18 protein-coding genes are annotated in these 19,061 nt (G+C 38.1%); all 18 read left to right on the top strand.

Annotated elements, in window-relative coordinates; translation table 11 throughout:
* Positions 1-135: 135 nt before the first annotated feature.
* The 18 genes from BM121_RS06395 to BM121_RS06310 all read left to right on the top strand — a co-directional run bounded on the left by BM121_RS06395 (position 136) and on the right by BM121_RS06310 (position 18,949).
* On the top strand, positions 136-1,668 hold the full coding sequence (locus BM121_RS06395) for an extracellular solute-binding protein (RefSeq protein WP_425432215.1): 1,533 nt from the start codon (positions 136-138) through the stop codon (positions 1,666-1,668).
* A 371-nt stretch (positions 1,669-2,039) separates the two neighbouring features.
* A complete protein-coding gene (locus BM121_RS06390) occupies positions 2,040-3,548 on the top strand; it encodes an extracellular solute-binding protein (protein WP_091482531.1) in 1,509 nt (502 codons plus the stop codon).
* Between the two features lie 248 nt (positions 3,549-3,796).
* Entirely contained in the window at positions 3,797-4,771 is a 975-nt protein-coding gene (locus tag BM121_RS06385) for an ABC transporter permease (RefSeq protein WP_091482529.1), read from the top strand.
* A 29-nt stretch (positions 4,772-4,800) separates the two neighbouring features.
* Positions 4,801-5,679, top strand: a complete 879-nt coding sequence (locus BM121_RS06380) for a carbohydrate ABC transporter permease (protein ID WP_091482526.1) — start codon at positions 4,801-4,803, stop codon at positions 5,677-5,679.
* A 24-nt stretch (positions 5,680-5,703) separates the two neighbouring features.
* On the top strand, positions 5,704-6,849 hold the full coding sequence (locus BM121_RS06375; protein ID WP_091482524.1) for a hypothetical protein: 1,146 nt from the start codon (positions 5,704-5,706) through the stop codon (positions 6,847-6,849).
* A 3-nt stretch (positions 6,850-6,852) separates the two neighbouring features.
* Positions 6,853-8,064: an MFS transporter gene (locus BM121_RS06370; protein ID WP_091482522.1), complete on the top strand. Its 1,212-nt coding sequence runs from the start codon at positions 6,853-6,855 to the stop codon at positions 8,062-8,064.
* Positions 8,064-8,375, top strand: coding sequence for a cupin domain-containing protein (locus BM121_RS06365; RefSeq protein ID WP_175495349.1), 312 nt, complete (start codon positions 8,064-8,066; stop codon positions 8,373-8,375). The genes BM121_RS06370 and BM121_RS06365 overlap by 1 nt, the downstream gene beginning before the upstream one ends.
* 11 nt (positions 8,376-8,386) lie before the next feature.
* Complete coding sequence (locus BM121_RS06360) at positions 8,387-9,880, top strand: glycoside hydrolase family 28 protein (protein WP_091482519.1); 1,494 nt, start codon at positions 8,387-8,389, stop codon at positions 9,878-9,880.
* Positions 9,880-11,448 (top strand): glycoside hydrolase family 43 protein, encoded by a 1,569-nt coding sequence (locus BM121_RS06355; RefSeq protein ID WP_091482517.1) that lies wholly within the window; start codon positions 9,880-9,882, stop codon positions 11,446-11,448. Before BM121_RS06360 ends, BM121_RS06355 begins: the two co-directional genes overlap by 1 nt.
* A 170-nt stretch (positions 11,449-11,618) precedes the next feature.
* Positions 11,619-12,293 (top strand): rhamnogalacturonan acetylesterase, encoded by a 675-nt coding sequence (locus BM121_RS06350; protein ID WP_091482515.1) that lies wholly within the window; start codon positions 11,619-11,621, stop codon positions 12,291-12,293.
* Positions 12,294-12,387: 94 nt separating this feature from the next.
* Positions 12,388-13,218 (top strand): 5-dehydro-4-deoxy-D-glucuronate isomerase, encoded by an 831-nt coding sequence (kduI, locus tag BM121_RS06345; RefSeq protein ID WP_091482513.1) that lies wholly within the window; start codon positions 12,388-12,390, stop codon positions 13,216-13,218.
* A 12-nt stretch (positions 13,219-13,230) separates the two neighbouring features.
* A complete protein-coding gene (gene kduD / locus BM121_RS06340) occupies positions 13,231-14,013 on the top strand; it encodes a 2-dehydro-3-deoxy-D-gluconate 5-dehydrogenase KduD (protein WP_091482511.1) in 783 nt (260 codons plus the stop codon).
* A 294-nt stretch (positions 14,014-14,307) separates the two neighbouring features.
* Positions 14,308-15,153 (top strand): amino acid ABC transporter substrate-binding protein, encoded by an 846-nt coding sequence (locus BM121_RS06335; protein WP_091482509.1) that lies wholly within the window; start codon positions 14,308-14,310, stop codon positions 15,151-15,153.
* The gene (locus BM121_RS06330; RefSeq protein ID WP_091482507.1) at positions 15,137-15,841 is read left to right on the top strand and encodes an amino acid ABC transporter permease; all 705 of its coding nucleotides are present in this window, start codon (positions 15,137-15,139) and stop codon (positions 15,839-15,841) included. Before BM121_RS06335 ends, BM121_RS06330 begins: the two co-directional genes overlap by 17 nt.
* Positions 15,842-15,853: 12 nt before the next feature.
* On the top strand, positions 15,854-16,603 hold the full coding sequence (locus tag BM121_RS06325) for an amino acid ABC transporter ATP-binding protein (RefSeq protein ID WP_091482505.1): 750 nt from the start codon (positions 15,854-15,856) through the stop codon (positions 16,601-16,603).
* Between the two features lie 94 nt (positions 16,604-16,697).
* Positions 16,698-17,162 carry a nickel pincer cofactor biosynthesis protein LarC2 gene (gene larC2, locus BM121_RS06320; protein ID WP_091482503.1) on the top strand — a complete coding sequence of 155 codons (465 nt, stop codon included), beginning with the start codon at positions 16,698-16,700 and terminating at the stop codon, positions 17,160-17,162.
* Positions 17,163-17,320: 158 nt separating this feature from the next.
* The gene (locus tag BM121_RS06315; RefSeq protein ID WP_091482501.1) at positions 17,321-17,965 is read left to right on the top strand and encodes an FMN-dependent NADH-azoreductase; all 645 of its coding nucleotides are present in this window, start codon (positions 17,321-17,323) and stop codon (positions 17,963-17,965) included.
* A gap of 153 nt (positions 17,966-18,118) precedes the next feature.
* Positions 18,119-18,949 carry a PepSY domain-containing protein gene (locus BM121_RS06310; RefSeq protein WP_091482499.1) on the top strand — a complete coding sequence of 277 codons (831 nt, stop codon included), beginning with the start codon at positions 18,119-18,121 and terminating at the stop codon, positions 18,947-18,949.
* Positions 18,950-19,061: the final 112 nt, after the last annotated feature.

Here is a 19,061-nt window from a genome sequence, read left to right as displayed (position 1 = left end):
TTTTCAATGGCTATGAAGAAGTGATTATATACAAAAGCTTTTTTATTTCTTACTATTAGATTGTACACAGCTAGATGTTGTTGTACAAAAATTAGATTCTGGAGGGTGGTTAATTTGAGTAATTGGAAAAAACTTATGGGAATCATCTTATTACTATTATTTGTAGTATTAGCTGCATGTAGTAGTGATAGTACAACAGAAAGTGGAGATAATACCGCTTCTGATGATGACTCTTCTCAAGAAGAAACAGATAATGGCGAAGGAGAAGAGGCTGAATCTGAAGAGGCGTATTCATTCACGATTATGGCAAACTTACACACACCAGAAGTACCTAATGAAAAAGTATTAGAAGAAATTGAGGGAGCAACTAATACAGATCTTGAAATTCAGTGGGTACCAGATAATAACTATGAAGATCGATTAAACACAGCATTTGCAACCAATTCTTTACCTGAGGCAGTATTTTTGAAAAACCAGGCAACGTTTATTCAGTTCCGTGATGCAATGGAAGATGAGCAGTTCTGGGAAGTGGGACAATATTTAGATCAGTTTGAAAACTTGTCTAAATTAAAAGAAAATGTACTTGATAATACGAGAGTAAATGGGAACTTATACACATTATATCAAGGTCGTCCGTTATCAAGACAAGGTTTAATCTACCGTAAAGATTGGGCTGAAAACCTTGGATTAGAAGCGCCGACTACAACAGACGAATTTATGGAAATGGCTAGAGCATTTACGGAAGATGATCCAGATGGAAATGGTAAAGATGATACATTTGGTGTTACGGATCGTAGTGACTTAATCTACGGTGCATTCAAAACGGTATCTTCCTGGTTTGGTACTCCAAACAACTGGGGTGAACAAGATGGTCAGCTGTTGCCTGAGTTTATGTTCGATGAATATAAACAAACAATGGACTTCTTTAGAGAAATGCATGAAAACGAATATATTAATCAAGATTTTCCTGTAACTAGTAAAACGGATCAACAAGAATTCTTTAAAAATGGAACAGCAGGTATGTACGTAGGTTCCATGGGTGATGTGGGCAGTCTTAAGAATGATGCAGAAGCCATTAATCCTGATGTGGAATTTGATGTGCATAACCAAATTGCTGGACCGGATGGGGAATTCGGTGTCTGGGCAATTCCTGGTTATGGTAGTTTACTGATGTTCCCGAAAAGTTCTGTTAAAACAGAAGAAGATCTTCTTAAAATCTTAGAATTCTATGATCAGTTAATGTCACCAGAAGTCATGAACACTGCTTACTGGGGGATTGAAGGCGAGCATTATGAGGTAGTAGAAGATAGTGCTCTTCCAACAGATGATCAAGCATTGTTCGATCGAGAAGTAAAACCTTACCAAGCAATTGAAATCGGTGAGCCGGAATCAAACGGTCGCTATGAAGGTCACTTCGAATATGAAGTGAAAGCTAAGTCCGAAGAATTGTTTAAAGATAATGAAAACTATTTAATTGAAGATCCTACTGTACCACTTTATTCTGAAACATTCGTAAATGATGGTTCTAGACTTCAAGCAATTATTACTGATGCAACTTATAATTACATTCTGGGACAAATTGATGAAGCAGGATTTGATGAAGCAGTAGAAAACTGGAAATCTCAAGGTGGAGATGCGATTATCGAAGAATATAACGCATCCGAATGATTTTAGTAAGTGGGCTCTTAAAATATTATTTTAAGGGCCCAACCCATATCTGAAGGTGGTATGAACAGGAGATGATCATTATGTTATGTTAGTTGCCTATGCTAAACAAAATTATAAAGATAAACCTATTCAACAACATGAAGGGTAACTCGTAAGATAATGATTATTTACGTTATATTACTAATAAAGTAAAGTTTTGTTAAGGCAACAATGTATAAATGAATTTTAAAAGAGAGGATTTTGCTTATGGAAACCACGACACGAACTGGTTAAAAAAAGATTACATAAAAAAGGTTTTCAGCTGCTTACTATATTAACCTGTAAACAGCGCGCATTGTTGTAAAACAAAATTATTCTAAAGGGTGGTTAATTTGATTAATAGGAAAAAACTAAAAGTAATCACGTTATTACTTTTATCGCTTATAGTTTTTGCTGGTTGTAGTAGTGATAGTGCATCGAGTGATGAAGGCGGTGATAGTGGAGGTGATTCAGGAAGTGACCATTCATTTACGATCATGGCAAACTTGCATTCACCAGAAGTACCAGATGATAAAATCTTAGAAGTAATTGAAGATAAGACAAACAAAGATATTGAAATCCAATGGGTACCAGATAACAATTATGATGACCGATTGAATACAGCATTTGCAACAAATTCACTACCTGAAGCAGTTTTTTTAAAGAACCAAACATCATTTATTCAATTCCGTGATGCAATAGAAGATGGCCAGTTCTGGGAAATTGGTCAGTATATGGATGACTTTGAGAATCTGTCGAAATTAAAAGACAACGTATTAGAAAATACGAAGGTAAATGGAAATCTATATACGTTATATCAAGGACGCCCTTTATCAAGTCAAGGTCTTATTTATCGCAAAGATTGGGCTGATAATCTTGGTTTAGATGCTCCAACGACGACAGATGAATTTATGGAGATGGCAAGAGCTTTTACGGAAGATGATCCAAATCAAAGTGGTACGGATGATACATTTGGTTTAACAGATCGTAGTGACTTGGTATACGGTGCATTTAAAACCGTCGCTTCCTGGTTTGGTACTCCAAATAACTGGGGTGAGAAAGATGGAAAGATATTGCCGGAGTTTATGTTTGATGAATATAAAGATACAATGAATTTCTTTAAGGAAATGTATGACAACGGTTATATTAATCAAGATTTCCCAGTAACAAGTAAACCAGACCAGCAAGAATTCCTTAAAAATGGAACAGCAGGTATGTATGTTGGTTCAATGGGAGACGTTGTTAGTCTAAACAATGACGCAGTAGCGATTAATCCTGATGTAGAATTCGATGTACAGAATAAGATCGAAGGGCCGGATGGTGAATTTGGAGTTTGGTCAATTCCTGGTTATGGTAGTTTGGTGATGTTCCCGAAAAGCTCGGTTAAAACAGAAGAAGATTTGATGGAAATTTTAGATTTCTTCGACCAAATGATGACAGCAGAAGTAGCGAACAATTCTTATTGGGGCATTGAAGGAGAACATTATGAGGTTGTAGATGGTCGTGCTTTGCCGTCAGATGACAAAGCATTAACAGATAGAGAGGTTAAACCATATATGGCAATTGGGATTGGAGAGCCTGAAACAAACGGTCGTTTTGAATCTGTTTTTGACTATGATGCTAAAGAAAAAGCCGAAAAGTTAACAAAAGATAATGAAAATTATTTAATTGAGGATCCAACGGTATCACTATATTCAGAGACATATGTAAATGACGGTTCGAGACTTCAAGCAATGATTACAGACGCAACATATAACTATATTATTGGTCAAATTGATGAAGCGGGCTTTGATAAAGAAGTAGAAAAATGGAGATCTGAAGGTGGAGATGCGATTATCGAAGAATTTAATGCATCTGAATGATCCTTGTTAATGGGCTCTTAAAATGAATCTTTTAAGGGCCCAACCCTTATATATAAGGGTGTATGAACAGGAGATGATCATTATGTTATGTTAGTTGCTTATTCAAAACGAAATGATGAAGAAAAGCCTATTCAATAACATGGATAGCAACTCGTAAGATAATGATTATTTACGTTATATAACCTATAACGTAGGATTTTGTTAAGGCAACCATTCATAATCGAATTTTAAAAGAAAGGATTCTGCTTATGGAAACGACGACACTAACTGCAAAACAAGAAGCGAAAGAAGAAGCGAAACAAATTAAAAAAATGAAACGTTCCGAAACATGGCGAAGAACCAAACGAAATAAGATGATTTATTTGATGATTCTGCCAGGGTTAATTTACTTCCTTATTTATAAATATTTACCAATGTATGGATTGATTATTTCGTTTCAGGAATATAAGCCATACCTGGGGATTTCAGGTAGTGAATGGGTAGGGTTCGAACACTTCAGTCGGTTATTTGCGAGCTCTGAATTCTGGATGATCTTTAAAAATACAATAATTTTGTTTGGACTACAAATATTTATTTATTTTCCAATTCCGATTATTATCTCGCTTATGCTTAATGAAGTAAGACATAGCTTTTTTAAACGAGGGGTGCAAACGCTGATCTATATACCACACTTTATGTCATGGGTGGTTATTGTATCGGTTAGTTATGTAATGTTGACTTTAGATGGCGGTATTGTAAACGCTATCTTGGAGGAGTTGGGCTTTCAGAATATTAACTTCTTATTAAATGAGGATTGGTTCCGGCCAATGTATATTTTACAAGTCATCTGGCGGGAAGCTGGATGGGGAACCATTATATTCTTAGCAGCAATCACAGCGGTAGACCCACAGTTATATGAAGCTGCCAGAATGGATGGGGCAAACCGTTTCCGTCAAATGTGGCATATAACTTTACCAGCGATCCGTAACGTTATTATTGTACTTTTAATTTTAAAAATAGGTGATGTGTTAGAGTTAGGTTTTGAACATGTTTATTTATTACTTAACTCATCTAACCGTAATGTAGCTGAAATTTTTGATACGTATGTATATGTTGCCGGTTTACAACAAGGACAATTCAGTTACAGTACCGCAGTAGGCTTCTTTAAAGGGGGCGTCGGACTTGCGATGGTTGTCTTTGCTAACTGGCTAGCGAAGAGAATGAATGAAGAAGGTATTTACTAATACAGAAAACAATAGGTGAGGTGAAAAAAATGGCACAACGACGAATTTCTACGGGTAGTAGGGTCTTTGATTTCTTTAACTATTTCTTATTAGCGCTTTTAGCATTGATTACCATACTTCCATTTATTCATGTGGTCGGTAGTTCTTTTGCGACAAGTGCAGAAGTTGCAAACACTAAATTTTTGCTTTTTCCAACAGATTTTTCATTAAAAGCTTATGAATATATTTTCTCCACCAATACAATTTTCAGAGCTTTAGGAGTATCCATCCTTGTAACGGTTGGGGGAACATTGTGGAGCATGTTATTTTCCACTTTAACAGCATATGGTCTATCACGTAGAGACCTTGTTGGACGTCGGGTTATTAACTTCTTAATTGTGTTTACCCTTCTGTTCAACGGTGGGATGATCCCGACATTCTTAGTTGTACAACAAACGGGTTTATTAGATACATTATGGGCGCTTGTTATTCCGGTAACGATCAATGCCTTTAATATGATTATTTTACGAAGCTTCTTCCTAAACTTACCGCCGGGACTGGAAGAATCGGCCAAAATTGATGGGGCAAATGATTTTAGTATTTTGTTTCGGATTGTCATTCCGATTTCGCTACCCGCAATTGCGACGATTTCCTTATTCTATGCGGTAACCTACTGGAATACTTATATGCATGCGATTCTTTATTTGGCAGATGCAGATAAATGGCCTGTGCAGGTACTGCTACGACAAATTGTAGTATTGGCTAGTGGAATGAATTATGATGCCGAAGCGTACTCAGATGTTCCGCCTCCAGAAGTAACAGTAAAGATGGCAACGATCGTGGTTGCAACTGTTCCGGTTCTATTAGTGTATCCATTCTTACAGAAGTACTTTGCTAAGGGTGCGCTCTTAGGTTCTGTAAAAGGTTAATTCTATTCAAGAGGAGTAGTTTTCATGACGCATTGGCTAGAGACAGAAAGTAACAGGTTGGATGGTTTATTTAACGGAGTATTTCCCTGGTTATTAGAACAATTTGATCCACTTACCGGAGGATTTTATTACGCAAGAAGTTCTGTACTCGATGACCGGTTCACGCCGGATATCGAGTCCACTTCTCAAGCAATCAATATTTTACGTAGGCACCAACTCTTAGATAATATGCCACAAACGATGAAAGAAAAAATGATTGCTTTTTTTCAAATGAGGCAGGATGCTGCAACCGGTTATTTTTATGATCATGATCCCAACATGAAAAAAGATGAAGTGATGGTGCATCGAGCACTTCATTATTCTCGGAATAGCCTCATGCGACTTGGGGCATCACCGTTGTATCCATTGCCTGTAGAAAATCAATTGGCTCCTTCTTACACAAAATCATTGTCTTTATACCGCAAGAAGTGGGAAAGTATTGATTTGCGTAACAGCTGGAGAGGAAGTGACTTGCTTTCTTCTTCTACCGTATATTTTGCAGAAATGGATGAAGCAAAACAACAGAAATATGTACAGACATTTACCGAATATTTAGCAGAAAAGCAAGATCCGGAAACAGGTTTATGGGGGGAAGGATCCCTATATGTTCGGATATCTGGTACGTTTAAACTGCATGCTTTTTACCGGAGATATCAAATACCGATGCCAAATCAAGACCGTATCTACCAGACAATCTTGCATTGTCTGCGGGAAGAAGAAGCTGTAGATATGTGCTATATCCGCAATCCTATTGACCTGTTAAGTTATATAGAACCAAATATCTCAAAGATAGAGCTAAGAGAAATATCAGAGATAACCATTAACAACATGAAAAGATTAAAACAAAAAGACGGTGCCTTTTCCAGAGAATTAGCACATTCACCCAAGGCACCAAATGTTGCTCAAGTGAAACATGGAGAATATTATCCAAACATGCCCGAAGCTGTAGAATTAAGCCTCGGATTAAAAGAAGGCGATATGAACGCAACTACACAAGCAACACTTATCCGAAAACAACTACACCAGCTCTGGCAAAAACAACCCAAGCCGATCCCAACTAACTTTTGGGACATTGGGGAAGTGGGAATATCCCATTTTAAGGATAAAATAAACAAACAGAAAGAAGTGTAAAGTTTGGTTCGATCGATCAAACAAAACAATGATAAGCGCTTATCATCACATGCGGTAAATATTTTAATCAATCATGCGATCTTTCAATTTGGTGGGGCATTATCGATTATCTTTGTGAACTTATACTTATGGCGCTTGACGAACAGTTTATGGGTAAACGGTATTTATAACCTAGTTGCGATTCTTTCACAAGCTGCCACAACCTTTTTAATTGGAAAAATGTCGAAGAAAAAAGGCAGGACAACAATATATCGTTACGGAATATTGATGACTGCCATTTTTTATTTACTTATCGTTATTGTTCAAGAAGAAATTGTTCATTATTTTTATTTATTTGCGTTGCTACGTGGAATAGCACAAGGCCTTTATTGGGTTGCCTATTTTACCATTGTACATGAAGTCTCTTCTGATCAAAATCGGCACCGATATTTAGGTTGGAATCAAATAGTAATGGGTTCCGCAAATCTTGTTGCACCAGCACTCGCCGGGTTTATTATCGGTTTATCTACAGGGTTGTCTGGGTATCTTATCGTTTTCTCGGTTGCCTTTCTTATGTTTCTGACTGCGACGATCGGCAGCTTTCGTATTAAGAAAGAATCGATTCGTCATCGCAACTATTATATGAAGTATTTAGGTCAGATTATTGAACGTAAAAAAGCGTTTCGACACGCGTTAACGGGATGGTTTATTATCGGTTTTCCTCAAGGGATTCTCATGTATTTACCACCCATTTTGATCTATAGCATTTTTGAAGATGAGAGTGTTGTCGGATACTTAAATGCTGGTTTTCTAGCCGTCTCTATATTGGCAAGTTATATTATTTCTCGCTTTGCCAATATTGAACAAACTAAAAAATATTTATGGATCGCAGCAATTGGTTTCTTTGTCGCAGGCTCTTTTTTAACTTGGGAAATCGCGACATGGAGTGTCATCTTGTTTATGGTAACGCAAAATATGTTTAAACCATTACAAGCGAATGCGTACGCTGCTTATTATTTTCAATGGATTGACCGGATTCCACTTGGTTCCGAGTTTCGCGTCGAATCGGTCGTCCTAAGAGAAACAATTATTAATGTTGGTCGTGGTTTAGGAATCATTGTGTTTATGGTGTTTTCCAATGAGATTGATACGAGCACGGTTGCATATGTGATAATGTTAGCAATGGCAATACAGTTCATTTTGCCAATGATAACAAAATTAAAGGAGGAATCATAATGACTGTAAATAGATGGGAACAAGCAGATCCAGGAGTTACTAGAAAAATTCATACCCCAGGAGAAAAACTAATGATGATGGAAGTGTCGTTTGAAGAGGGTGCGGAAGGATCATCCCACAGTCATCCACATGAACAGTTAACCTACTGTTTGGAAGGTAAACTAGCTTTTCATGTCGATGGAAAAGAAATTATTGTCGAAAAAGGAGATTCCCTACGGATCCCCTCCAACGCTGTGCATGGTGTCAAGGCATTAACTAAAAGCCAACTATTAGATGTATTTACACCATTAAGAGAAGATTTACTAGATTAGAGGTGGATGAAATGAGTCTATTCAATATAAAAGATTATCACGTTCAAGAGAATACTGACAGTACAGCAGCGATTCAGCAAGCAATCGATGACTGTGAAAAAGCGGGTGGAGGTACTGTATATATTCCATCCGGAACATATCATACCGGGCCTTTTGCTCTAAAAAGTAACATGACATTGTATCTTGATGCTGGTGCAGTCCTATCCTTTACCGATGATTTTGAGCGCTATCCGGTAGTGAAAACCAGATGGTCTGGTTATGTTTGTCAAGGATTTATGCCGCTAATCTTTGGTGAAAATGTGACGCATGTAGCGATCAAAGGTGATGGTGTAATAGATGGAAACGGTCAAGCATGGTGGAAGGTGAATGGTCAGCTAAGAAAAGGAGAACACTATCAATCTCCTAAAACAGAAGAGATAGCGGAAGCAAACAAAGGTTTTAGCGAACCTGCAGATACCACTTTAGTGGAATGGTCATCACAATTTTTACGACCACCACTTATCCAATTTTTCGAAGCCGAGCATGTCACCATCTCAGGAGTTACCGTTAAAAACTCGCCATTTTGGAATACGCATCTTGTCTTCTGTGATCATGTTTCGATTCAAAATGTGACATTCCAGAACCCTTCAGATACACCAAATGGTGATGGATTAGATATTGATTCCTGCCAGAACGTCAGAATATCTGCTTGTCATTTTGATGTAGGGGATGATTGTGTTGTGCTGAAGTCAGGGATTAATCAAGATGGTCGGAACTATGGGGTACCTACAAAGAATGTAACAGTGACTAATTGTACGATGCATCACGGTCATGGCGGTGTTGTATTTGGCAGTGAAAATTCCGGTGGGATTGAAAATATTACAGTATCTAATTGTATATTTGATGGTACAGACCGTGGCATCCGGATTAAAACAAACCGTGAGCGAGGAAGTTATATTCGCAATATTTTAGTACAAAACATTATGATGGATAATGTTCTTTGTCCAGTAGCGATTAATTCGTTTTACCGTCATGGTGTAAGTAAAAGTAACCAGGAATTACTAGATTCTGCTCCAGCAGCTGTTACAGAAAAAACACCGGTAGTCGAACAAATTAATATTAGTCATATTACGGCGAGAAACTGTCGTGCCGCAGCAGGGTTCATCTATGGCTTACCAGAAATGCCAGTGAGAAAGGTAAGTTTAGAACATGTCACACTGGAGATGACCTTAGACGAAACTGTTCCTGGTGGCGAGCCGGATATGGTTCGCGAGGTGATTGAAATGGCAGGAGAAGGTATTTTTGCAAAATATGTAGAGGACCTTCGTTTCCATCATGTAGAAGTAAAGCAGCGAAAAGGTCCAGCACTTCAATTACATAATGCGAAGCGAATTAAAATTGATGAGTTAACCTCGACAAATCAAAGTGATCAAGAAGCGATTCTAGTATATGAAGATACAGAAGAACTGCATATTACTGGAGATGTTCGTGAAGAAAATTATCTTAAAAAAGCAGGTGAATCTTAATGAAAACATATAAAAATCCTATTATTCCTGGGTTCTATCCGGACCCTTCTATTTGTCGTGTAGGTGACGATTATTATCTAGTTACCTCAAGCTTTGAATATTTTCCCGGTGTTCCGATTTTTCACAGCAAAGATCTAGTCAATTGGAAACAAATCGGTCATGTGCTCGATCGTCCAGAGCAACTTAATTTAGATCAAACACCAAATTCAAGAGGTATCTATGCACCAACGATTCGCTATCATGATGGCATTTTCTATATGATTACAACCTTTGTGGTGAGTAAAGCAGGTGCAAGGCGAAACTTTTATGTAACCGCTACAGATCCTGCCGGCCCATGGTCTGATCCTCACTGGTTAGAAGATGCACCAGGAATTGATCCATCCTTACTATTTGATGATGATGGTAGAGTCTATTACACCGGTAACCGAAAGCCACCATCAGGTCAACAGTATAAAAAACATAATGAAATTTGGTTACAAGAATTAGATTTAGAGAAGAAACAATTAGTGGGACCAAAGTACAGCTTGTGGGATGGAGCTTTAAAGAATGCCCATGCGCAAGAGGCACCGCATTTGTATAAAATAGATGGTTGGTATTATTTGATCATTGCCGAAGGTGGAACAGGTCATACGCATGCGGTTACGATCGCCAGAAGTAAGGAGGTAACAGGACCGTACGAAATGACGGAAACCAATCCAATTTTAACACACCGTCATTTAGGTAATCACCATCCAATTGTAAACGTCGGCCATGCTGATATTGTTAAAACACAACACGGTGATTGGTGGATGGTTGCACTGGCATCAAGGCCATTTGGCGGATATTATCGAAACCTCGGTCGAGAAACGTTTCTTGTGCCATTTATATGGGAAGACGGTTGGCCAATTGTCAATCCAGGGAAAGGAATTATCGAACCGGAGATGGAATTTCCCAACTTAACAGAACATAAATGGCCTGCATTACCACATTCCGATTCGTTTGAATCCGAGCAGCTAGATGATATCTGGAACTTTTTACGGACACCACGAGGGGACTTCTGGTCTTTAACCGCACGCCCTGGATATTTAAGGCTAAAGGCAAAGCAAGAAACCATTATCGAAGAAGAGAATCCTGCTTTTGTTGGTAGAAGGCAGCAACATATTAACTTTTTCGCACAAACAGTTCTGGAGTTTGAACCGAAAGCTGAACATGAAACGGCAGGAATGGTTCTTTTACAAAATCATAACTATCAATTTCGTGTCGAAGTACTGCTAGAGGGAAATCAAACCTTCGTACGCCTAGTAAGAAGAGAAGCGGGCGAAGATGAGGTCATGGCTAAAGAGCAGGTTGACCAAGATAAGATTTATCTAAAAGTAGAAGCACAAGGTCAAGATTATACATTCTCTTATACAACGAAGCTTTTTGAGTGGAAAGTGTTGGCTGAAAATGTTGATGGTAGAATTTTAAGTACGGATTTGGCTGGAGGGTTTATCGGAGCTTATATCGGTATGTATTGTTCAGGAAACGGAAAAGACACTACCAATTATGCTGATTTTGATTGGTTTGAATATCGTGGGCTAGGGGAATGAGCAGGTTAACAGTAAAACAATTATCAGCCTTGGATTGTCCCCCAAAAGGCATGTTTTACGTTAATATGAACTGGTGAAATTACGACCAGATTATTATGTCCATTACAACTACTAATGACTTGCATGGTGTCGGTGTGTGTACAACTTGAAATGGGAAAAGAGGATAGCTAATGCCATTACGTTTATTGTTAGCAGGAGATTCTACCATGGCGACAGCTGAAACAACTAAATATCCGCAAATGGGATGGGGGCAAACACTCGGGCATTATTTCACTAATGAGCTAATCGTTCGCAACCATGCGGCATCAGGTCGCAGTACCAAGTCCTTTATTGCGGAAGGGCGATGGGATGCGATCGAGAAGGAGTTTCAAGCAGGTGATTATGTCCTGATTCAGTTTGGCCACAATGATCAAAAGCCTGATGAGGAACGGGCAACCAAGCCTTTTACAAGCTATCAGGATAATTTGAGATTTTTTATTCAACGTTCGCGCGCTTTCGGTGTTACACCGATATTATTAACATCGATTGCCCGAAGACATTTTGATGACAATGGTCTTTTACAAGAAACACATGGTGATTATCCGCAAGCTGTTAGAGAACTCGCGGACAAAGAAGGTATCGTTTGTATCGATTTGCTTGCCTGCACGAGAGAGGCATTATTAGAACAAGGCGATGAGAAATCAAAAAAATGGTTTATGAGACTCGAACCGGGTGAGTACGAAGCATATCCTAACGGGGCAGAAGATAATACTCATTTACATCAAAGAGGAGCACATCAGCATTGCCGATTATTTGTAAAAGAGTTAATCCAGATTAAACATCCCTTAGCTTCTCTGGTTAAATGAAATGAGTCTGTGAAGAAATTACACGTCTCACGAAATCTATGGTGAGACGCTTTTGTGATAACAACAGATCACCTTTACAAGGAGGAATTTTAAAATGGAATTACGTTATGCCAATCATCCGGAGGAAATTAGAAGATATAATACAGATGAGTTACGAGAGAAATTTTTAGTGGAGAAATTATTTGAAGCAGGAAAAGTCCACTTAACTTATACACATGTGGAACGGATGATCTTTGGGGGTGTGACACCTGTATCAGAGGAATTGACAATCAAGCTTGATAAACAGTTAGGTGTGAACTATTTCTTAGAGCGTCGTGAACTAGGTATCATTAATATTGGTAATGATGGCTATGTGCTATTAGATGGTGAACGTTATGATATGAAACGTCACGATGGATTATATGTAAGCCGTGGTACAAAGGAAGTTTGGTTCGGTTCCAACGATCCGGCTAATCCTGCGAAATTCTATACCTTATCATCACCAGCACATCATACTTATCCCACTGTGAAAATTGATATAAAAGATATTAAGCCATTAGAGCTTGGTGAATCAGGTACTTTAAATGAAAGAAAAATTCACCAATACATCCATCCAAATGTATGTGAGAGCTGTCAATTGCAGATGGGCTTAACAATGCTTCAGCCTGGTAGTGTATGGAACACAATGCCCGCCCATACGCATGATCGTCGCAGTGAAGTGTATCTATATTTTAATATGGAAGAAGACACTCGCGCATTCCACTTTATGGGTGAACCAAGTGAAACAAGACATCTTATATTGAAGAATGAGCAAGCAGTTATCTCTCCAAGCTGGTCAATCCATTCTGGAACGGCTACAAGTAACTATACTTTTATTTGGGGTATGTGTGGCGAGAACATAACGTATAGCGATATGGACCATATTAGTATGGATCAATTACGTTAAGGAGGATGCTTCATGGGTGAAGGTTTACAGGATTTTTCACTAGACTATTTTTCATTAAAAGGCAAAACGGCAATTATTACAGGTGGTAATACGGGCCTTGGTCAGGCATATACAGTAGCACTGGCTAAGGCTGGTGCCAATGTATTTGTAGTAACACACGGTACTAACTGGGATGAAACGAAAGCATATTTAACTAATGTCGAAGGCAAAGCAGAATTTTTCCAAGCTGATCTAGCGGATCGCGAACAATTACATAAGGTTGTCCCTACTTGTATCGATATCTTTGGTACGGTAGATATACTTGTAAATAATGCGGGTACAATCAGACGAAATCCGCTACTCGAATTTAATGATGAGGACTGGGATGCTGTACTGGCGTTAAATCTCGATGCAGTTTACTTCTTAAGTCAGGCGACAGCGAAAGTTATGGCTGAGAAGGGTTCCGGAAAGATTATTAATATTGCGTCCATGCTTTCTTTCCAGGGCGGTAAATTTATTCCGCCATACACCGCAAGTAAGCATGCTGTGGCTGGTTTAACCAAATCCTTTGCCAATGAGTTAGCTGAACATGGAATACAAGTGAATGCTATTGCACCAGGGTATTTCGCAACGAAAAACACTGAACCAATACGTTCAAACGAAAAAAGAAGTGCGGAAATCCTAGCAAGGATCCCAGCTGGCTACTGGGCAGATCCAAGCGATTTAATGGGAACAGTAGTTTACCTGGCAAGCAAAGCATCAGACTACATGAATGGCCACATCCTGGCAGTAGACGGTGGCTGGTTAGCAAGATGATTCAAACAGAAGGGCAGTGGTCATTTTAACAAATGGTCTCTGTCTTTCTTCGTATTAAAAAAGAAACAGTGGAAAAAAGCAGAAACCATTTATTGAAGTGTTATTAGAAAATACAAAGTAGCCATATATTGATAAAAGTATTCAGTATCTGTGGCAAAAGTAGCATATTTATCATGAAAGAGAAGAGACTAATTTATTGATCCGTCCCTTCTCTTTTGTTTTACTTTAAATATGCCGTGATGTATAATCAGCAAAGAAAGTTTAAAACCGACAACATTACTGGGGGTTATCAACATGAAAAGAATCCAATTTTTTATTCTGATTATTGGTTTACTTGTTTTACTTGCAGCATGTGGAACTGCTGATCAAGAAGAACAAAATACAGGAAGCGACAATGAACAAGACACAACAAATGAGGAAGCTGAAACAGCAACAAACTCATATGAACAAATTCAAGAAGCTGGTGTGATTACAGTAGGTACGGAAGGAACATATGCACCATTTACTTTCCATGATGAAGAAGATAATCTAACAGGTTATGATGTGGAAGTGATGCGTGAGGTAGCTTCTCGTTTAGATTTAGAAGTGGAATTTAAAGAAACACAGTGGGATTCCATGTTTGCTGGTTTAAATGCAGCACGCTTTGATGTGGTTGCTAACCAAGTAGGGATTAACGAAAAGCGTTTAGAAACTTATGACTTATCGGAACCATATACTTACACAGGTGCAGTAGTGGTTGTTCCTGAAGATAATGATGATGTTACATCGTTTGAAGATATCGAAGGTAAACAATCAGCGCAGTCCTTAACAAGTAACTTCAGCTCAATTGCGGAAGAAAATGGGGCAGAAATTATTGGAGTAGAAGGTCTTGCTCAAGCAATTGAAAATATTAAACTAGGACGCGTGGACCTAACGGTAAATGACAGATTAGCGATATTGGAATATATCAATGAAACAGGAGACGAATCAATTAAAATTGCAGCAGAACAGGACGATGTTTCTGAGTCGGCTTTTGCATTCCAAAAAGGAAATGAAGAACTGGTAGAAGCATTTAACGAAGCATTAGCAGAAATGAAAGAAGATGGTACATTAGCGGAAATATCCGACGAATGGTTTGGTGAAGATGTTTCTAGCCAATAATCTGTTGTATACTGTCACAAATGGGTCAGGGAATTGGGATTTAATTCTTCGAGCACTCTGGCCAATGGTGGAAGGGGCAATCAAATATACGATTCCCCTTGCACTTGTTTCTTTTGTACTTGGTGTCATTCTTGCTTTAATTACAGCGGTGATGCGCTTGTCACCGGTTGCCATTGTACGTGCACCTGCTGTTTTTTATGTCTCGGCTGTTAGAGGTACACCGCTATTAGTACAATTATTTATTGTGTTCTACGGGTTACCAACTATCGGTTTAACGATTGACCCATTACCAAGTGCTGTTATAGCTTTTTCATTGAATGTCGGGGCATATGCATCAGAAGTGATTCGTGCGTCGATTTCTTCGATTCCAAAAGGTCAATGGGAAGCTGGCTATACAGTCGGGATGACATATGCAACAACTTTGAGAAGAATTATCTTGCCACAAGCAACAAGAGTTTCCGTTCCACCTCTCTCGAATACATTTATTAGTTTAGTAAAGGATACGTCACTAGCCTCGTTGATTCTAGTAACGGAATTATTTCGTAAAGCACAGGAAATTGCAGCTAATACATTTGATTTTCTGCTTTTATATACAGAAGCAGCGGTCTTATATTGGATTATTTGCTTTTTATTATCCATTGTACAGGAACTCATTGAGCGCAGGCTGGAACGTTATATAGCAAAGTAGAGGGGGGATAACGTGCTTTTAACAATCAAAGGACTTCAAAAAAGCTTTGGTGAATTAGCGGTTCTTAAGGATATTGATTTAAACATAGGAAAAGGAAAAGTCGTGACGATTATGGGTCCTTCTGGTTCTGGTAAGACAACATTATTGCGTTGTTTAAATGGACTGGAAATACCTGGACAAGGACACTTTCAATTTCATGACGATTTTTCATTAGATTTTAACCAGAAGCTAAGAAAAAGTGAGATGCTTCAATTGAGAAGAAAATCGGGAATGGTTTTTCAATCGTATAACCTTTTCCCACACAAGACCGCATTAGAGAATGTTATAGAAGGTCCTGTCATCGTACAGAAAAAGGATAAACAAACAGCAACAAATGAAGCAGAACGATTATTAGAAAAAGTAGGCTTGCAGGATAAGATGGACTTATTCCCACATCAATTATCAGGTGGCCAGCAACAACGTGTCGGTATTGCGCGTGCACTTGCGATCGAGCCGGAATTAATGCTGTTTGATGAGCCGACATCTGCACTTGATCCTGAGTTGATTGGTGAGGTGCTGGGCGTTATTAAAGATTTAGCAAATGAAGGCTGGACCATGGTAGTCGTAACCCACGAGGTATCTTTCGCTAAACATGTGTCCGACCATCTCATCTTCATGGATGGCGGTTATATTGTCGAACAAGGTGATCCAAAGGAAGTACTGGAACAACCAAAAGAGCCCAGAACAAAACAATTTCTAAATCGGATTTTACCAGAAGTGTAAAGCAGGATATTAATAGTTTTAAGTTAACTGTGGTGGTTAAAAAGTAGCTGTGTATCTGAAAAGTACTATAGTAAAAGGGTATGAGGTGAAGTTAATGAGTAAACACCCGCCAGATCATGAACATATGGATCAAAATATGATCAAAATAGAAGTGAATTTGGATGACACTCCGGGGGAATGGCTTGGCTATGTGATGGATAAGCTGTTCGAAGCAGGAGCAAATGATGTATATTATACACCTATTTACATGAAGAAGAATCGCCCTGCTGTCCAATTACAATTGTTATGCAGTGAAACTCAGTTAACAGAAATGAAGAATATCCTTTTATCTGAAACGACAACCTTGGGAATTCGCTACTATCCGTTGACAGTATACCGGATGGAGCGAAGCATAAGGACAGTCGACACAGAGTGGGGGCCTGTCACCGTAAAAGAAGGTGTACAGAAAGGGAAGGTAGTCAAAGCATCCCCGGAATACGAGGATTGTAAAAAGATAGCAGAGCTTCATAATATTCCGCTTAAAGATGTATACCAATCGGTATGGAAGCTATTAAAATAACTGGCTTCCAGTATTTATGTAAAATTGTTTTGCCAAATATTTAATAGTATCCTTTTTGATACTATGCCACTTTAAAGTGCGTACTATAGGTTATCAATCTATTATATTACAATAAGGTTGGTTAGAAATAAATTAGTAACAAAGGAGAGTTTTTCAACATGAATGTATTAGTGGTAAAGGCGAACAATCGCCCTTCAACAGAAGGGATTTCCAGTAAAATGTATGAAGCTTTTACGGATGAATTGGAAGGTAAAGAATTAAATATTAAAACGTATGATGTGTATGAAGAAGATACACCATTCTTCGGTCAGGATATGTTCAATGCTTTTAGTAAAGTAGAAAATGATGAGGAACTAACAGATATAGAATCACGCCTTCTAGCTGCAAAACAAAAAGCAATGGATGCCGTTTCAGCTGCAGACGTAGTTGTTTTTGCCTTTCCGTTATGGAATTTGACAATCCCGGCAAAATTACAAACTTTCATTGACTATGTATATGCAGCAGGCTTCTCATTTAATTATAGCGCTGAAGGTAACTTGATTCCGTTATTAACAGATAAAAAAACAATTTTCCTAAATGCTCGTGGAGGGATTTACTCCACACCTGAAGCAGCTCCAATGGAAATGGCAGTGAACTATATGCGCAATGTAGTTGGTGGAGTATTTGGTATGGAAGTTATAGATGAGGTAATTATAGAAGGACATAATGCCATGCCTGATAAGACTGATGAGATCATTGCTGCAGGTTTGGAAGAAGTAAAAGCATCTGCACAACGTTTAGGAGAATTAACTCTTAAAGTTTAAATATTAACCCGTTTTCGACAAATGTTGGAAGCGGGTTTTTGTTTTTTAGAGAGAAAATGTAATAATTTCTCACGGTTTTCTCATTTTTCTCTCAGGGTATACTCATCTTCCTTGGCTATTATATAAGTAACAACAAACAAGGAGGAATTGAAAATGAAAAACAAAACCTTTCTCACAATAGTATCAGGGTTAATTGTAACGGGAGTGGTATTAGCAGCAATACAATTCTCAGTTACTCCGGCTAGTGCTTATTTATCACAAGAAGAAGCAGAACAAAAGGTAGCTTCGAAATTCTCAGGAGAGGTTATGGAGTTTGAGTTAGACGACAATGAAAAAGTATATGAAGTTGAAATCGAAGAAACAGATCGTGAATATGAGTTAAAAGTAGACGCTGAAACTGGTGAAATTATTAATATAGAAGAGAAAGAATTAAGAAAAGATAAGGAGCAAGTAACAAACAACCAGTCTGAAAAAGAAGTTACGACAGTATCACTTTCTGATAACCAACAAAATAGCAGAGATGATGATAAGGGAGAAGCAAAGAATCAAACAAGTACATTACTTTCAATTGAAGAAGCAAAAACAATTGCAACTGAAATGTATTCTGGAACAGTAAAAGAGATTGAACTTGATGAAGACGATGGAAATTACAATTATGAGCTAGAAATTCTGACTGAAAAGGCTGAAGTAGAGTTAGAGATTAATGCAAATTCTGGTGAAGTTGTTTATATCTCAGTAGATGATGATGATGAAGCAGAAGCTAAACCAAAAAAATCATCAGATAATACGAATAGTATAATTTCAGCAGATGAAGCCCGTTCCCTTGCATTAGAAAAATATTCTGGAACAATCAAAGAATTAGAATTAGATGAAGATGATGGCAGATACATCTATGAAATCGAAATTAGAACAGATAAAGGGGAAGTAGAGTTAGAGATAGATGCAAGAAATGGTGAAATCCTTAAAGTAGACTACGATAATTAATAGGTAGTATAGCGTATGAGTTTATGAAAGCTCGTGTTAAAACAAGTCAGTGGGGAAAATATCTCCACTGACTTGTTTTGTTAACAGAATTCTTATTTAATCACAAGAAATA

Origin of the sequence: Gracilibacillus orientalis (assembly GCF_900114645.1) — a bacterium.
GTDB classification, from domain to species: domain Bacteria; phylum Bacillota; class Bacilli; order Bacillales; family Amphibacillaceae; genus Gracilibacillus; species Gracilibacillus orientalis.
Note: the sequence above shows the minus strand (reverse complement) of the source record. Positions and strands in the feature narration are given on the sequence as shown.

What these genes read in the sequence shown, in the direction of transcription:
- BM121_RS06395 (WP_425432215.1), top strand. Translation starts at nt 136, where the DNA reads ATGGGAATCATCTTATTACTATTATTTGTAGTATTAGCTGCATGTAGT.
- BM121_RS06385 (WP_091482529.1), top strand. Translation starts at nt 3,797, where the DNA reads ATGGAAACGACGACACTAACTGCAAAACAAGAAGCGAAAGAAGAAGCG.
- BM121_RS06380 (WP_091482526.1), top strand. Translation starts at nt 4,801, where the DNA reads ATGGCACAACGACGAATTTCTACGGGTAGTAGGGTCTTTGATTTCTTT.
- BM121_RS06375 (WP_091482524.1), top strand. Translation starts at nt 5,704, where the DNA reads ATGACGCATTGGCTAGAGACAGAAAGTAACAGGTTGGATGGTTTATTT.
- BM121_RS06365 (WP_175495349.1), top strand. Translation starts at nt 8,064, where the DNA reads ATGACTGTAAATAGATGGGAACAAGCAGATCCAGGAGTTACTAGAAAA.
- BM121_RS06360 (WP_091482519.1), top strand. Translation starts at nt 8,387, where the DNA reads ATGAGTCTATTCAATATAAAAGATTATCACGTTCAAGAGAATACTGAC.
- BM121_RS06355 (WP_091482517.1), top strand. Translation starts at nt 9,880, where the DNA reads ATGAAAACATATAAAAATCCTATTATTCCTGGGTTCTATCCGGACCCT.
- BM121_RS06350 (WP_091482515.1), top strand. Translation starts at nt 11,619, where the DNA reads ATGCCATTACGTTTATTGTTAGCAGGAGATTCTACCATGGCGACAGCT.
- kduI (WP_091482513.1), top strand. Translation starts at nt 12,388, where the DNA reads ATGGAATTACGTTATGCCAATCATCCGGAGGAAATTAGAAGATATAAT.
- kduD (WP_091482511.1), top strand. Translation starts at nt 13,231, where the DNA reads ATGGGTGAAGGTTTACAGGATTTTTCACTAGACTATTTTTCATTAAAA.
- BM121_RS06335 (WP_091482509.1), top strand. Translation starts at nt 14,308, where the DNA reads ATGAAAAGAATCCAATTTTTTATTCTGATTATTGGTTTACTTGTTTTA.
- BM121_RS06330 (WP_091482507.1), top strand. Translation starts at nt 15,137, where the DNA reads ATGTTTCTAGCCAATAATCTGTTGTATACTGTCACAAATGGGTCAGGG.
- larC2 (WP_091482503.1), top strand. Translation starts at nt 16,698, where the DNA reads ATGAGTAAACACCCGCCAGATCATGAACATATGGATCAAAATATGATC.
- BM121_RS06315 (WP_091482501.1), top strand. Translation starts at nt 17,321, where the DNA reads ATGAATGTATTAGTGGTAAAGGCGAACAATCGCCCTTCAACAGAAGGG.
- BM121_RS06310 (WP_091482499.1), top strand. Translation starts at nt 18,119, where the DNA reads ATGAAAAACAAAACCTTTCTCACAATAGTATCAGGGTTAATTGTAACG.